Source organism: Sphingomonas sp. P4_D12, from assembly GCF_056401895.1.
Genome location: NZ_JBFUIL010000007.1, coordinates 104,951 through 119,796 on the forward strand (window position 1 = coordinate 104,951; position 14,846 = coordinate 119,796).

The 14,846-nt window shown below is 63.2% G+C and carries 15 protein-coding genes and 1 tRNA gene; 9 read left to right on the forward strand and 7 right to left on the reverse strand.

Translation table 11 applies throughout. The features are described from left to right. The first annotated feature begins 43 nt into the window (after positions 1 to 43). Positions 44 to 1,915, forward strand: a complete 1,872-nt coding sequence (locus AC1DSD_RS16050; RefSeq protein ID WP_478031496.1) for a CocE/NonD family hydrolase — start codon at positions 44 to 46, stop codon at positions 1,913 to 1,915. Between the two features lie 21 nt (positions 1,916 to 1,936). Then, a complete protein-coding gene (locus tag AC1DSD_RS16055) occupies positions 1,937 to 2,200 on the forward strand; it encodes a hypothetical protein (RefSeq protein WP_478031497.1) in 264 nt (87 codons plus the stop codon). An 81-nt stretch (positions 2,201 to 2,281) separates the two neighbouring features. Here the strand turns inward: AC1DSD_RS16055 and AC1DSD_RS16060 are convergent, their stop codons facing one another. From AC1DSD_RS16060 to AC1DSD_RS16085, 6 genes are all read right to left on the reverse strand, one after another. Continuing rightward, complete coding sequence (locus AC1DSD_RS16060; protein ID WP_478031498.1) at positions 2,282 to 3,064, reverse strand: nuclear transport factor 2 family protein; 783 nt, start codon at positions 3,062 to 3,064, stop codon at positions 2,282 to 2,284. A 101-nt stretch (positions 3,065 to 3,165) separates the two neighbouring features. Continuing rightward, on the reverse strand, positions 3,166 to 3,927 hold the full coding sequence (locus AC1DSD_RS16065) for an ABC transporter permease (RefSeq protein WP_478031499.1): 762 nt from the start codon (positions 3,925 to 3,927) through the stop codon (positions 3,166 to 3,168). Between the two features lie 217 nt (positions 3,928 to 4,144). Next, entirely contained in the window at positions 4,145 to 5,077 is a 933-nt protein-coding gene (locus AC1DSD_RS16070) for an ABC transporter ATP-binding protein (RefSeq protein WP_478031501.1), read from the reverse strand. A gap of 64 nt (positions 5,078 to 5,141) precedes the next feature. Next, positions 5,142 to 5,876, reverse strand: a complete 735-nt coding sequence (locus AC1DSD_RS16075) for a DsbA family protein (protein ID WP_478031502.1) — start codon at positions 5,874 to 5,876, stop codon at positions 5,142 to 5,144. Continuing rightward, positions 5,873 to 7,216 carry a M48 family metalloprotease gene (locus AC1DSD_RS16080; protein ID WP_478031503.1) on the reverse strand — a complete coding sequence of 448 codons (1,344 nt, stop codon included), beginning with the start codon at positions 7,214 to 7,216 and terminating at the stop codon, positions 5,873 to 5,875. The genes AC1DSD_RS16075 and AC1DSD_RS16080 overlap by 4 nt, the downstream gene beginning before the upstream one ends. Positions 7,217 to 7,315: 99 nt before the next feature. Beyond that, complete coding sequence (locus AC1DSD_RS16085; RefSeq protein ID WP_478031549.1) at positions 7,316 to 10,024, reverse strand: Rne/Rng family ribonuclease; 2,709 nt, start codon at positions 10,022 to 10,024, stop codon at positions 7,316 to 7,318. A gap of 223 nt (positions 10,025 to 10,247) precedes the next feature. On the opposite strand from AC1DSD_RS16085, the gene AC1DSD_RS16090 reads away from it, so the two are divergent. From AC1DSD_RS16090 to AC1DSD_RS16115, 6 genes are all read left to right on the forward strand, one after another. Continuing rightward, on the forward strand, positions 10,248 to 10,439 hold the full coding sequence (locus AC1DSD_RS16090; RefSeq protein ID WP_478031504.1) for a hypothetical protein: 192 nt from the start codon (positions 10,248 to 10,250) through the stop codon (positions 10,437 to 10,439). Positions 10,440 to 10,488: 49 nt separating this feature from the next. Continuing rightward, entirely contained in the window at positions 10,489 to 10,641 is a 153-nt protein-coding gene (locus AC1DSD_RS16095; protein ID WP_478031505.1) for a hypothetical protein, read from the forward strand. Next, positions 10,641 to 10,868, forward strand: a complete 228-nt coding sequence (locus AC1DSD_RS16100; RefSeq protein ID WP_478031507.1) for a hypothetical protein — start codon at positions 10,641 to 10,643, stop codon at positions 10,866 to 10,868. Before AC1DSD_RS16095 ends, AC1DSD_RS16100 begins: the two co-directional genes overlap by 1 nt. Positions 10,869 to 11,077: 209 nt before the next feature. Continuing rightward, positions 11,078 to 11,698, forward strand: coding sequence for a hypothetical protein (locus tag AC1DSD_RS16105; RefSeq protein WP_478031509.1), 621 nt, complete (start codon positions 11,078 to 11,080; stop codon positions 11,696 to 11,698). Positions 11,699 to 11,745: 47 nt separating this feature from the next. Next, positions 11,746 to 11,819, forward strand: a tRNA-Thr gene (locus AC1DSD_RS16110). Positions 11,820 to 11,922: 103 nt separating this feature from the next. Beyond that, the gene (locus AC1DSD_RS16115) at positions 11,923 to 12,798 is read left to right on the forward strand and encodes an IS1 family transposase (protein ID WP_478031510.1); all 876 of its coding nucleotides are present in this window, start codon (positions 11,923 to 11,925) and stop codon (positions 12,796 to 12,798) included. 227 nt (positions 12,799 to 13,025) lie between these two features. Here the strand turns inward: AC1DSD_RS16115 and AC1DSD_RS16120 are convergent, their stop codons facing one another. Next, positions 13,026 to 13,349, reverse strand: coding sequence for a hypothetical protein (locus AC1DSD_RS16120; protein WP_478031511.1), 324 nt, complete (start codon positions 13,347 to 13,349; stop codon positions 13,026 to 13,028). A gap of 137 nt (positions 13,350 to 13,486) precedes the next feature. Here AC1DSD_RS16120 and AC1DSD_RS16125 point away from each other — a divergent pair, with 137 nt between their 5' ends. Next, a complete protein-coding gene (locus AC1DSD_RS16125) occupies positions 13,487 to 14,737 on the forward strand; it encodes an N-acetylmuramoyl-L-alanine amidase family protein (RefSeq protein ID WP_478031512.1) in 1,251 nt (416 codons plus the stop codon). Positions 14,738 to 14,846 lie beyond the last annotated feature (109 nt).

The window sequence follows — 14,846 nt, forward strand, 5'->3', positions numbered from 1 at the left end:
TTTCCGCGCGGCCCGACAGGGTATGCGCCAAAGGGAGAATCACATGCGCGCCAAGGGGCTGATCGCCGCCATATTGTTGCTGGGTGCGAGCGGGATCGCGCTCGCCCGACCCCAGGCAGCGCCGCCACCCGCGGCGAGCGATGTGACGAGCCAGTTCACCTACACCAAGGTAATGGTGCCGGTGCGCGACGGCGCCAAGCTGGAGACGGTGATCATCGCGCCGAAGAATGCGAGCGGCAAGCTGCCGATCCTGTTCCAGCGCACGCCCTATGGCGTGCCCCAGGCACTGCCGCCGGCGATCCCGGCGAGCTGGAAGCCGTTGGTCGCCGACGGCTATATCTTCGTGTTTCAGTCGATGCGCGGGCGGTTCGGGTCGGACGGCGTGTTCACGCTCTCGACCGCAGTCCATCCCAACGATCCCAAGGCAACCGACGAGGCGAGCGACGCTTATGATGCGATCGACTGGCTGGTGAAGAACGTGCCCAACAATTCGGGCAAGGTCGGGATGTGGGGCGTGTCCTATCCAGGCTTCGCCGCCGCCGTCGCGCTGGCCAAGCCGCACCCGGCGTTGAAGGCGGTCAGTCCGCAGGCGGCGTGGATCGATTATTGGCTGTCGGACGATCTCCACCGCAATGGCGCGCTCCGGCTGAGCTATGCGACCGAATGGGTGTCGAGCTTGCAGGTCGACAAGACGCAAAACAAGGAACTGAGTCTCGACGGGCTGACCGATGCCTATGACTGGTATCTGCGGATGGGGCCGGTCGAGACTATCGACAAACAGGTGTTCAAGGGCAGCGTGCCGATGTTCACGGCGCTGCTCGACCATCCCAATCACGACAATTTCTACACCGATCAGAATTGGACCAAGGCGCTCGGCAAGACGGTGGTGCCGACGCTCAACGTCGCCGGCTTCTGGGATCAGGAGGATCCCTGGGGGTCGTGGCAGATCTATGCCAAGCAAAAGCAGAACGACCCGAACAATCTCGCGCAGATCGTCTCGGGCCCGTGGCGCCATGGCGGCTGGCAGGGCAAGGGCGATTTCCTCGGCCCGATCCCGCTCGGCACGGACAGCGGCACCCAGTTCCAGACGCAGATCCAGGCGCCGTTCTTCGCTTATTGGCTGCACAACAAGGGCACTCGACCCGATTTCACCGCGAAGATGTTCGAGTCCGGATCGAACGCGTGGAAGACCTATGCCTCCTGGCCGCCCAAGGGCGCCAAGCCGACCGAGCTATTTCTCCACGACGACGGCTCATTGTCGTTCGATGCGCCCCGAGCGGGAGAGGCGTGCCGCGACTATGTCAGCGACCCCGCCAACCCGGTGCCGTTCCGCAAGCGCCCGATGAGCCGGACCTATGCCACGCCCGACTGGGCCTGGTGGGAAAGCGACGACCAGCGCTTCGTCGATCATCGTCCCGACGTGCTGAGCTATGTCTCCGAGCCGCTGAAGCAGGACCTGACCGTTACCGGCAAGATCGCAGCGACCCTGATGGCTTCGACCAGCGGCACCGACAGCGACTTCGTGGTCAAGCTGATCGACGTCTTGCCCAGCGATTTCGAGAATACCGAAAATAAGCAATGGGCGGTCGGCGATTATGCCAAGACGTTGAACGGCTATCAGTGGCCGATCGCGATGGACGTCCGCCGCGGGCGCTTCCTGGCCAGCGACACCAATCCCCAGCCCTTGGTGCCGGGCAAGGTCGTCGCTTGGGACGTGCCGCTGCGCGACCACGACCATGTGTTCAAGGCAGGCCATCGCATCATGGTCCAGATCCAGTCGACCTGGTTCCCGGTCATCGATCGCAATCCGCAGACCTTCGTCGCCAATCCCTATCGGGCCAAGGCGAGCGACTTCGTCAAGGCGACGCAGAAGGTGTGTTCGGGGTCGAAGGTGACGTTACCCGTAATGGGGTGATCCGGATATTCGGGGGGCATTATGGCAGACTTTTTCAGCTTGATATTGTTGATGGGAGCGGTGGCATTCCCGTTCGTCGCGATGGTGCTGATGTGGCGGCGTATGAAGCGCGTACGCGCAAAGGTTTATGACGACGTCGAAACGCCGCGGCACGAGCAACCGTGGGAAGAAGTGCTTGAGGCAGACCACGCGCTCAAGCTCGGCAGGGCGCATAATCCGAACGACGATTTGATCGCACTGGGCGACAGGGCCAATCATGCGCATTGGCCGCTGAACAATCCCTAGAAATTGGATCGACGCTCTACGCCGGCAGCTGCACTATGATCAGCCTGGGCGTGATGAAGCTGCGATATGCGATGCCGCCGACTATCTTGATCTGCGACCCGAGCGCGCCACAGCCGGTTCCTTGACGAACACGAGGGCCATCATCCGCCATCCGGCTGGTGTGCGCAGCATCAACGCCCGATCGGTCCACTCGCTGCCGTCGCGGGCACGGAACGACCAGCGTGCGACGCCGATATCACCGCGCGCGTCGATCACTCGGCTCGTCTCGATGACGGCGTTGCCGGGTGACGTGGCGCGCCGGTCGAGATAGCGCGCCTGCCACTCGGCGAGCGTTGCCGCGACCAATTCACCGTCCTCGACCGTCATCACCAATGCACGCTGGTCGATGCTCGCGGCGAGCAGGTCGGTATCCCATGCCCGGTCCGACGCAAGCTTGGTATCGATCACCGCGCTCACCGCGGCGCGCGATGCCGGAATGTCCCGAGCGTCGGCCTGACACAATTTGCCGATCACCCGCCAGCTGTCGGCGATCCTTGCCAGCAACAGATAGTCGGTGAAAATCTTGTCGCCGCGCACCGCGGCAACGCGTGCGAGCGCGGTATCGGTACCCTGATCGAGCCAGTCGATCCTGGTCGAGTTCGGCCCGGCCGCGGGCGTTTCGGTGCGCATCCGCGTTTTCCATTGCGCCTGGTACGTCGCGCGGATCGCACCGTCGCGGATGCAGTACATGATCGCGCTCGGCTGAAACGCCCGAGCGAGCATCGCTGGATCGTTACGCGCGATCGCCTCACCATAAGCGGCAATTGCGGCTTGCGGTGTCGGGTTGGCGGCCGCGAGCGCCGCGGCAAGAACGATCATCGACATCATGGCCTCCTGGAATGACCATCACGTCCTAACCCTGCCGGAACTCGTCTAAAATTCAGAAGATCGCAGCGCTTCGTTCACCAGAGACGAATGGTTGAGCATCAGTTCTTCAACCGATATCCGGTCCGGAAAATCCATGTGATCACCGCCAGGCACAGCAGCATGAACCCGCCGGTCGCGGCCAGGCTGATCCCGACCGGCACGTCGCCCTTGTCGAAGAAGCTCCAGCGGAATCCGCTGACCAGATAGACGACCGGATTGAACAGACTGAACGTGCGCCACGGATCGGGCAGCTTGCTGATCGAATAGAAGGCGCCGCCGAGGAAGGTCAGCGGCGTGATCAGCAAAGCGGGCACGAAGTTCAGTTGCTCGAACCCCTTTGCCCATACGCCGATGATGAAGCCGAACAGGCTGAAGGTGATGCTGGTCAACAGCAGGAACGCGACCATCGCGAAGGGGTGATGGATCGGGATCGGCACGAACAAGGCGGCCGTCGCCAGGATGATCAGCCCGAGCACGACCGACTTGGTCGCAGCGGCGCCGACATAGCCGATCACCATCTCCATCGAGTTGATCGGAGCCGAGAGCAGTTCGAAAATCGTGCCGGTGAATTTAGGGAAGTAGATACCGATGGAGGCGTTGCTGATGCTCTGCGTCAGCAGCGACATCATGATCAGCCCCGGCACGATGAAGCTGCCATAGGCAATGCCGTCGACTTCCTTGATCTGCGATCCGAGCGCGCCGCCGAACACGACGAAATAGAGGCTGGTGGTGATCACCGGGGTGACCAGGCTCTGCCACAAGGTGCGCAGCGCGCGCGCCATCTCGAACTTGTAGATGGCCAGGATACCGTGGACGTTCATCGGGAAATCCTCCCCGCTTGCGGGGAGGGGGACCATCGCGCAGCGATGGTGGAGGGGGTGTGCAGCGATGGATTCGCGAGGGGAGAACCCCCTCCACCAAGCCGCTGCGCGTCTTGCGTTGGGGCGAGATCGTGTCCCCCGGACACGATCTTGGTTCGCCGGGGGCGAACCAAAGCCCCAACGCCCTCCCCGTGAACGGGGAGGATTTGATTGGTGCTCACTTCGGGCCCTCCTTGACCAGATCGACGAAGATGTCTTCCAGGCTCGATTTCGACGTCTCGAGATCCTTGAAGCCGATATTGAGGTCGGCGAGTTTGCGCAGCAGCGACGGAATGCCCGTCCGCTCGGCCTGCGCGTCGAACACGTAGCGCAATGTCTTGCCCTCATTCTCCAGGCTGAGATCCCAATCGCCCAGCTCGCCCGGGATCGTGCTCATCGCCTCGTTGAGCGCGATGTCGAGTTCGCGCTTGCCAAGCTTCTTCATCAGCGCGGCTTTCTCGTCGACCACCAGCAATTTGCCGCCCGAGATCACGCCGACGCGATCGGCCATTTCCTCGGCTTCCTCGATATAGTGCGTGGTCAGGATGATCGTGGTGCCCTTTTCGCGCAGGCGATGGACCAGCTTCCACATGTCGCGGCGCAGTTCGACGTCGACGCCGGCGGTCGGCTCGTCGAGGAACAGGATGTCGGGTTCGTGGGCGAGCGCCTTGGCGATCAGTACGCGGCGTTTCATGCCGCCCGACAATTCCATGATCTTGGCCTTGCGCTTGTCGTAGAGCGACAGGTCCTTGAGTACCTCGTCGATATGGCCGGATTTCTGTGGGTGGCCGAACAGGCCGCGGCTGAAGCGGCAGGTCGATTCGACCGTCTCGAACATATCGGTCGCGAGTTCCTGCGGCACCAGGCCGATCTGCCGGCGCGCGCGCTTGGGCTGGCCGATCGCGTCGAAGCCGCCGACCGTGATCGTCCCGGTCGACGGCGTGACGATGCCGCAGATGATGCTGATCAAGGTCGTCTTGCCGGCACCATTCGGGCCGAGCAGCGCGAAAATCTCGCCCTTGTTGATGTCGAGGTCGACGGCGTGCAGCGCGTGGACGCCCGAGGCATAGGTCTTTGAAACGCCGCGGACGCTCAGGATCGGTTCGGTCATGCAATTCCCCTAGAAACGGGGAAATGGGGCGGGGCGGTCGCGGGTGCAACCGCTCCCGCGCGGCTTATTTCGTCCGCGCCGCCGCGACCGCCGCCTGCATCGTCTCGAGCGGCTGCAAGCCCGACAGCACCTTGTCGCCGATCACCCAGGTAGGTGTGCCCGACATGCCGAGTGGCGCGACCATCGCCAGGTTGTTCTCGATAGCGCGACCGACGTCCGGCGCTTTCGCCGCTTCCTTGACCGCCGCCGGGTCGAGCCCTGCGGTGCGCAAGGCCGCGTCCATGCTCGCGTCGCTCAACGGGCCACCGGCATAAAGCGCATCGTGCAGCAGGCGATATTTGCCTTGTTTGGCGGCGACCACGGCATAGCGCGCCGCGACCTTGCTTTCCTCGCTCAACACGGGAAGTTCGCGGAACACGATCTTCACCTTGGGATCGCTCGCGACCAATTTGTCGAGGATCGGTAGGCTGGCGCGGCAATAGCCGCAATTATAGTCGAGATATTCGACCACCGTGACGTCGCCATTGGGATTGCCGGACCAGGCGCTGCCCAGAGCAGGGAAGATGCGATCGCGGTTGGCGGCGATGAAAGAGCCGGTCTGCCGCGATTGCTCGGCCGCCTCGCGCTCCCGCAATTTCTGCATCGCTTCGGGCAGCACTTCGGGATGGGAGAGGAGATACTCACGGATTTCGGCGCCATCGGTCGGCCGTTGCACCAGCCAGGTGGCGCCGGCGCCAAGCAAGGCGGCGGCGACCGCGACCAGCGGCAGCGCGAAGCGCGACGACAGGAAATCGCTCATCGCTTGCGCTTCTTCTGGTCGAGTTCGTTCTGTCCGGTCATAGCGATGTCCTGGGCGCGGATCCAGTCCGAGCTGTTGGGCGGGAGGTTGGCCATCGCGGCGCGGGCGCTCATCACGGCACGCGCGGTTGCGCCAGTCAGGCTCGCTTGCTCGGCGGCGGCCAAAGAGGCGCGGGCGGTATCGCCGGTCAGCTCATAGGCGGTGCCCAGCTGATACCATCCGAACGGATTGTCGTCGTCCTTGTTGGTCGCGATCTTGAGCACGCGGATCGCCTCGGGATAATTGGCCTTGTTCTCCGTCGCGATCAGCGCATGGCCATAAGTGGTGGCGATCAGCGGGCTGTAGCGGGTCAGCTCGGTCGCTTCCTTCAACGGCGCGAGTGCGTCGGCGGGCTGGCCGGCTTCGAGCAGGATCTGGCCACGAATTTCGAGGAAATAGGGATCGTCGGGCTTCAGCTTGACCAGTGCGCGCGTCTCGGCATCGGCTTTGTCGGGATAGCCCGCTTTGTGCCAGGCATAAGCGCGGGCGTAATGCGCGTAGATCGACTGGTCGCTCTCGGGATATTTGTTGAGCGTCGACGCATAGGGCGAGACATAGCCATAGAGCTTCGCCTTGATCCGCTTGAACCGCTCGTCGAGCGCGGTGTCGGGCGGATTGTTCCAGGCGGGGGACGCCTTCACGTCGGCATATAGCGTGTTGATGCGTTCGTTCGACAGCGGGTGGGTCTGCGCATACGGATCGATATTCTGCAGGCCGTAGCGATATTCCTCATTGGCCAGCTTCTTGAAGAAGCTGATCATGCCCTTGCCGCTGACGTTGCCCTCGCGCAGGAACTTGGCGCCGGTGGCGTCGGCAGTGGCTTCCTGGACGCGGGTGAAGGATAGGAACTTGCCCATCGCGGCCTGCTGGCCGGCGGCCATGATGCCGGCGCCGGCATCGCCTGCGCCCGCCGCCATCGCCGCGATGCCGAGCACCAGGCTGAGCAACGAAATGCCCATGGCAGGCTTGGCGCCGGCATCGGCCAGCACGACATGGCCGTCGGCGATATGGCCAAGCTCGTGCGCGATGACGCCCTGCACCTCGTTGGCATTGTCCGCCGCCTGGATCAGGCCCGAATGGATATAGACGATCTGCCCGCCCGCGACGAAGGCATTGATCGAATCGTCCTGTATCAGCACGACCTGGACGTTGGCCGGGGACAGACCGGCGGCGACGATCATCGGCCGCGACATGTCCTTGAACAGGGATTCGGTCTCGGCATCGCGCAGGATGCCCTGCGCATAAGCCGGCTGCGCCCAGAGAAGGATTGCCGTCGCGAACAGCGCGATCAATCGCCTCATCGTCCGGTCATCCGTTCGGGTCCCATTGGGCGCATGCGGCCGGCCCCTGCGCCGGGACGGGTGAACCCGTCCTGAAGCGCGAGGGACCGGCCCGTGCGATCATGCGCCGAAAGTGCGCTGCCACCAGCCACGGCGCGGCGAGCCGTCACCGTCGGTGTCGGTGTCGTCAGCGGCATCATCGGCCGGTGCTGCGCCGTCGGCATCGGCCGCCATCGGCGTCTTGTCGGCGTCGTTGGCCGCCGCAGGCGAGGGGGTCGGTGCGTCCGATTCGGTCGCGGCGTCGGCCGGCGCGGCCTTCTTGCGGCTGCGCTTCGGCTTGGCCGCGGGTTCCGCCAGCTCGATCGACGGAGATGCCGCCGCCGCCTCTGCCGCCGCGGGCATTTCGGCCGGGACGGGTTCTGCATTGGCTGCTTCCGCTTCAACCGGCGCGGCTTTTTTGCGGCTGCGCTTGGGCTTGGCCGCCGGCTCTGCTGCTACGGGCTCGGGTTCCGGCGCGGGGGCCGCTTCGGCCACCGGTGCTGCAGCGGTTTCCTCGGCGATCCGCGCCTTGGGGCGACGGCGCGTGCGCTTGGGCGCGGCCTCCGCTTCGGGCGCTACGTCGGGCTCAACCGCCACAGGCACGTCGGGATTGGCGTGCGTCGCGATCACCGCACCGGCATCGCCGGCATCGGCTTCCCCGGCGTCGACGATAGCGTCGGTCGGCCCTTCGGTGCGACGTCCGCCGCGACGGCCGCGACGGCGGCGACGGCCGCGCGTTTCGCCTTCGCCTTCGGTCTCACCGGCAGCGGCGTATTCGACGGCTTCTGCCTCTTCGCCATCGCTCTCGGCGTCGCCCTCTTCGCGCGGTTGCTGCGTGGCGACATCCTCACCGCCTTCGTCACGGCCACGACCGCGGCGGCCACGGCGGCGACGGCGGCGCTTGCGGCCGGCATCGCTGTCGTCGTCCGAGCGTTCGCGCGGTTCGCCACGCTCAGCACGCTCCGTCCGCTCTTCCTCGGCTTCTTCTTCCTCGTCGAGATCCTCCTCGACGAAATCGTCTTCTTCCTCTTCCTCGATCAGCGCTTCGAAGCGCGGCGCGTGGACCGGCGGCGGACCCGACGCCTCGACCGTCATCCGCGCGCCCTCGGTCTCGCCATCGGACAGGATGACGACCTGGACGCCATAGCGATCCTCGATCTCGGCGATGTCCGCACGCTTCTTGTTGAGCACGTAGAACGCCGCTTCCTGCGATGCGCGCAAGGTGATCTGCGAGCCGCGGCCGCGCGCGGCCTCATCCTCGATCATGCGCAGCGCCGACAGGCCGGCCGACGAGGCGGTGCGGACCAGGCCGGTGCCTTCGCAATGCGGACACTGACGAGTGGAGGCTTCGAGCACGCCGGTGCGCAAGCGCTGGCGGCTCATTTCCATCAGGCCGAAGCTCGAGATGCGGCCGACCTGGATGCGGGCGCGATCGTTCTTCAGCGCCTCCTTCATCGCCTTCTCGACCTTCCGGACGTTGGAGCCATTGTCCATGTCGATAAAGTCGATGACGACCAGCCCCGCCATGTCGCGCAGGCGCAACTGGCGCGCGATTTCCTGCGCGGCCTCGAGGTTGGTCGCGGTCGCGGTCTGCTCGATATTGTGCTCGCGCGTCGAGCGGCCCGAGTTGATGTCGATCGAGACGAGCGCTTCGGTCGGGTTGATAACCAGATAGCCGCCCGACTTGAGCTGCACCACCGGGTGATACATTGCCGACAGCTGATCCTCGACCCCGGCACGCTGGAACAGCGGCACCGGGTCCGAATAATGTTTCACGCGACGGGCATGACTCGGCATCAGGAGTTTCATGAACTCCTTGGCCTGACGATAGCCGTCATCGCCCTCGACAATCACCTCGTCGATGTCCTTGTTGTAGATGTCGCGGATCGCCCGCTTCATCAGGTCGCTGTCGCCATAGACGAGCGCCGGTGCTGCAGAGGCGAGCGTGGTCTCGCGGATCCCATCCCACAGCCGGGCGAGGTAATCGAAGTCGCGCTTGATCTCGACCTTGGTGCGTTGGAGCCCCGCGGTGCGGACGATGCAGCCCATCGACGGCGGCAGCTTGAGCTCCGCCATGATCGTCTTGAGCCGCTTGCGGTCGGCGGCGTTGGAAATCTTCCGCGAGATGCCGCCGCCATGCGACGTGTTGGGCATCAGCACGCAATAGCGGCCGGCGAGCGACAGATAGGTGGTCAGCGCCGCGCCCTTATTGCCGCGCTCTTCCTTGACGACCTGGACCAGCAGCACCTGACGGCGCCGGATCACGTCCTGAATCTTGTAGCGGCGGCGCAGGTTCATGCGGCGCTGGCGCAGCGCCTCGACCTGATCCTCCGACCCATTGTCCTTGCGGCCACGGCGGCGACCGCCGCCGCTGCTTTCCTGCTCGGCGGCTACCTCCTCATCGGGCGCGCCGTCATCGTCGAGCCGCTCGATCTCTTCCTCGGACGGCTCGTGATCGTCGTGCTCATCGTCCTCGGCGTCGAGTTCGGCGCGCAGCGCGGCTTCTTCGGCGGCGTGCTCGGCTTCCTCGCGGAGAAGCGCGTCACGATCCTCCTTGGGGATCTGATAGTAATCGGGGTGGATTTCCGAAAAGGCCAGGAAGCCGTGGCGGTTGCCGCCGTAATCGACGAACGCCGCCTGGAGCGACGGTTCGACCCGGGTAACCTTGGCTAGATAGATATTGCCTTTGAGCTGCTTGCGCTCGGCACTTTCGAAATCAAACTCCTCAATGCGGTTCCCTTTGACGACCGCCACCCGGGTTTCCTCCCGGTGGCGTGCGTCGATCAACATACGCATGGTCATTATTTTCTCTCCGGGCGCGCCGGACCTTCGATAAGGGTAGGGGCGCGCCAATAAGTCGCGCGGCGTCGGTGGACGGATTGTCGTTCCGTGACCGGCCGGTGCGGGATGGTGGATGTGCGTCTGTTCGCTGCGCACGCCCGGGCATCACGGCCGGGGCACCCGCGCCAACGCGCTCGCCGGCGATGGCCGGGTCGAGCACTAGGCGAGGGAAATGCAGCATGCGAACGTCAACCTGATGGACCGCCTGCCGATGAACGCCGGGGCGGCCGTGGGGCCGGCGACTTCCGGACAAATCATTGTCGCGGTGCCGGTTACGATTCAGGTAGCACCTGCCATCGTCCGCTTCAACTGGCAGGTTTCTGCGGTAGTGTCTCAGTTTGAATTTGGACGCTTGAAGCCGTAGCGCCAGCCGCCCATCTGCCCTATGCTTAGCGGAAAGCATGGAGGTCTAGATGGCTGTAGAAGATCACCCACTCTTCCCTGAATGGAAATCCCGCTTGGAGCGCCTAATCGAGGCTAAGGAAGCGTTGAAAGAAGGTCGAGCGTCCCAGGCCGAGGTGGATAAGGCGTTTGTAGAATACGAGCGCATCACCGAGGAACTATGATGCCTAAAGGCCCCAACGGAGAGAAGCGCCCCGCCGACGTGATCGGCAATGCCATCAAGATCGCCAGGATCGCTACCGGCGAGGAAGATGACGAGCGCGAGGAACTGTCCAGCGCCGCTGCTCAACTTGGCAGCAGGGGCGGGAAGAAGCGCGCCTTGAGCATGACGCCAGAACAGCGAACTGAAATCGCCAAAAAGGCCGCTGCAAAACGCTGGAACAAAGAGTGATTCGTGATGGCGTGTTCAAGCCGATGTTCGCAAGTTGCGAACTTAGGCCGAAAGGTTAGACATTGTAAGTAATTGTATTTATAAGGTTATGGGAGTCCATTAGCGACCCTAAGTTACGATTATCGTAACCTCGGAGGCTGTTTCTTGGACCCTATTTGCGTGCGCCCGGTAAGTCTGCTAGAGAGTTGGCGGTCTTGCTGGGGGTTCCCATGTCTGATGCGTCGCAACCACTGATCGAAAAAGCTTTGGCGAAGCTTGCTGTGCAAGAGGCCGAAGCGATGAAGACGCGCCTTTTCATCAATCAGATCTGCGAATTTGACGGCCGCCAGCCGATGTTCCCGGATGCTGAGATGACGGGATCGGTGAAAGCCGACCTAGGCCTGAGAATCGCGCCTGATGCGTTCTTCGGGAAGCCGCTCGCTACGGCCGCCCGTGAAATTCTCACGATGCGCAAATCGGCTGGCATGACACAGGCCGCGTCGACCGATGAAATCTACGAGGCGCTTACCGCTGGCGGGTTTCAGTTTCCGTCGAACGACAAAGAGCGCCAGAAGATGGGTGTGTCGGTGTCGCTGGCCAAGAACAGCGTCACGTTTAGGAAGCTTCCGAACGGACTGTATGGGCTGGCCGACTGGTACGGGCCGTCAAAGCCCATGCGGCGTCGGCGCCCGATCAATCTGGACGGTAGCCAGGACGACGCAGGCGAAGGCTATGAACAAGATGAGGCCGCAGGGGATACTCTGGAGAGCGATCCTGCGGCCTCTGTCTCAACCCCGAACAGCGCCGATGAAGACGGCCGGGAGGTGGTACATGATAATATGAACCACTGATTTGGTCGGGGATCGGGCGGTATCGACCCGTCCGGTCCCTTCCCGTGGCGCTCGTAGCTCAGCTGGATAGAGCAGGTTCTTCGTAGGTCCCCGGTCGCCGGTTCGAGTCCGGCCGAGCGCACACCAACATCGCTAGAGCAGAATCACTTTAGCATGGCTTAACGGCGATGTGAATCGTGAAATTATTGCTTGACGCTAAGCATGAAAGTTCATATGCAATGCGTATGAACAGGCTCCCGCTTGCCAAACGGACTCAAATCCTCGCAATGTTATGCGAGGGTTCGTCCATGCGCTCGATCAGCCGCGTTACGGACGTGTCGATCAATACGGTGAGCAAGTTGCTCGTGGAGGCTGGCGAAGCGTGTCTCGCCTTCCATGACCGCGTTGTGCGCGGCGTGAAGGCCGAGCGTATCCAGTGCGACGAGATTTGGTCGTTCTGCTACAGCAAGCAGAAGAACGTTGACGCGGCGAAGGGCGCCCCGCTGGGGGCAGGTGACGTTTGGACCTGGACCGCGATCGATCCCGACACCAAGCTGATCGTGTCGTTCTACGTCGGCGATCGTTCGCAGGATACCGCGATGGAATTTGCGGCCGATCTGCGTGCGCGCGTCGATACCCGCGTGCAGCTTTCGACCGATGGCCATGGCGGCTACCTCCCGGCCATCGAAGCGGCCTTTGGCAGCGATGTGGACTACGGGCAGGTCGTCAAGAACTACGCTCAAACGACGGTGAAGCCGGGCCGCTATAGCCCCGCCAAGTTCGTGAGCGCCAAGAAGTTCACGGTCGAGGGCAACCCCGACAAGGCGCATATCTCGACTAGCATCGTTGAGCGTCAGAACCTCAATATGCGCATGGGGATGCGCCGCTTCACCCGCCTCACGAACGCCTTTTCAAAGAAGTGGGAGAACCACGTTCACGCCCTCTCGCTCTACTTTGTGTTCTATAATTTCTGCCGCATCCACAAAACGCTTCGCACTACCCCGGCGATGGCAGCGGGGATCACGGAGAACCTGTTTTCGCTAGAAGACATCGTGGCTTGGATCGATGAGAATGCGCCCGCTCCGAAGGCACGCGGGCCATATAAGAAATGCAGCAAATAAGTTCAAAATGGGCGCTTTAGGATTCGGACGCGTTGCAAATAGCGCCTAGTCTCTCCTGCCCTTAGGAGGGGGAATAGCATGGCTAAAGTAGCAGCATTTCATTCTAAACTGCCCGGAACGGCAGTTTATCATAACGATAACAAGTGTACGGTCGGAAACAACATTGAAACGTATAATCGCGTTTCAGGCACAGGCGGGCACCGCCTGTGCCAGACCTGCCAGACCCTTTAACGACCTCGGCCCGTGGCGGTGTGCCGGAAAGTCATTTCCCACCACGGGCCGTTTAGCTGCCCATCCTGGGCAGCGTAGGCGCGGCGCAGTTCGGACACTGCCAAGCCGTTCTCCATAGCGATAGCGAACGCCTTGTAGCCCGCCCACGAATCGCCGTGAAAGCGAACGGTAGGCTCAAGAAACGAATGGCCATCTCCGCTCTCGCAGGATTCAAAGGTTTCGATCCCGCCCGCACGCAGGATTAACACGGCGCGGCGGATGCCTGCGTCCAAAGCCCACTCAGTCTCGTCGGGGGCGTGCTCCTCAAGAATCATTTTCAAACTGAGACACTACCGTTTCTGCCGATCATGTCGGCAAAAACGTGCCGAACGACGGATTAACCCTGTCGTTTCACCGAGTCTGAGTAAGCGGCGCGGTAACCCCGTTTCAGAAGAGCGAGTAAAAGGGGTTCTTCCAGATGGTTTTTCGCTGGACCGGTTACCGGCCCGCGCGCCATTACGTGCGTGTGTCGTTCATTCTTGCCATGTTGGCCCTGTGGCTCGGCGGCAGCCCCGCTTGGGCAGCGACGATCCAGCGCGTGGACGTCAGGGATGACTCCATCGTGGTCACGTTCGACCAGAAGGTCGCCGACGCCTCGAGTTTCCTGCTGGTCGCGCCCAAGCGTGTCGCGCTCGACATCGCGGACGCCGCGCCGGGCGGAGCCGTTGCCACCGGCGGGTTGGTCGATGCGGTGCGCGAGGGCGCGCGCGACGGCGGCGCCCGCGTTGTGTTCGACCTGACTCGCCCGGCCGTGGTCACCGATGGCTCGTTCGGTGCCGATGGCCGCGTGCTGACCTTGCAACTCCGCACCACCGACGATGCCGGCTTCGCGCGCGCCGCGGCGGCCGGTCGGATGAGCTTCCTGCCGCCGTTCAACCTGCCCGACACCGTCAGCAGCAGCGCGCGCTATTCGGTTTCGGTGCCCGTGCCGGCTGCGAGCAAGACGCTGGCACTGCCGCGGATCGACGGCGATGCCGGCCGTCCGCTGGTGGTGATCGACGCCGGCCATGGCGGGTTCGATCCCGGCGCGATCTCGCCGACCAGCGGGATCAAGGAAAAGGATGTGACGTTGCGCATCGCCAGGGCGATCCGCGACGAATTGCTCAGATCGGGCCGAGTGCGGGTGGCGTTGACGCGTGATGACGACCGTTTCCTGGTGCTGCAGGAACGCTATGGCGTGGCGCGCAAGCTCAAGGCCGATCTGTTCATCTCGATCCATTGCGACAGCGTCGGGGCGGGCGACGCCTCGGGTGCCTCGGTCTATACCCTGTCCGAAGTCGCGTCGGACAAGGAAGCCGCCAGGCTGGCGGCGCGCGAGAACAAGGCCGACGTCATCGCCGGAGTCGACCTGGGCAGCGAGAATGCTGACGTCTCGTCGATCCTGATCGACCTCACCCAGCGCGAGACGATGAACGCCTCGGCCGCGTTCGCGCGCTTGCTCGGCCGCGAAGCCGAACCGAACATCCCGCTGCGCCCCGGCTTTCACAAATTCGCATCGCTGATGGTCCTGAAGGCGCCGGATATGCCGTCTGTATTGTTCGAGACGGGCTACATCTCGAACCCGAAAGACGCGGCTTTCCTGGACTCTCCGGAGGGTCGCAAGCGTATCGCGCAAAGCGTCGAACGCGCGGTACAAGTGAATTTCGCCAAAAAGCTTGCGTCGAATTGATGCGGTGCTTTTGGTTTCAGCAGAGCTGAAACGGTTGCGGCGCCAGCCCGCTCCCCCACCCGGCCGCCCAACAAGGTATTCTATGGGTGGCCGGGTGGGGGAGCGGGCT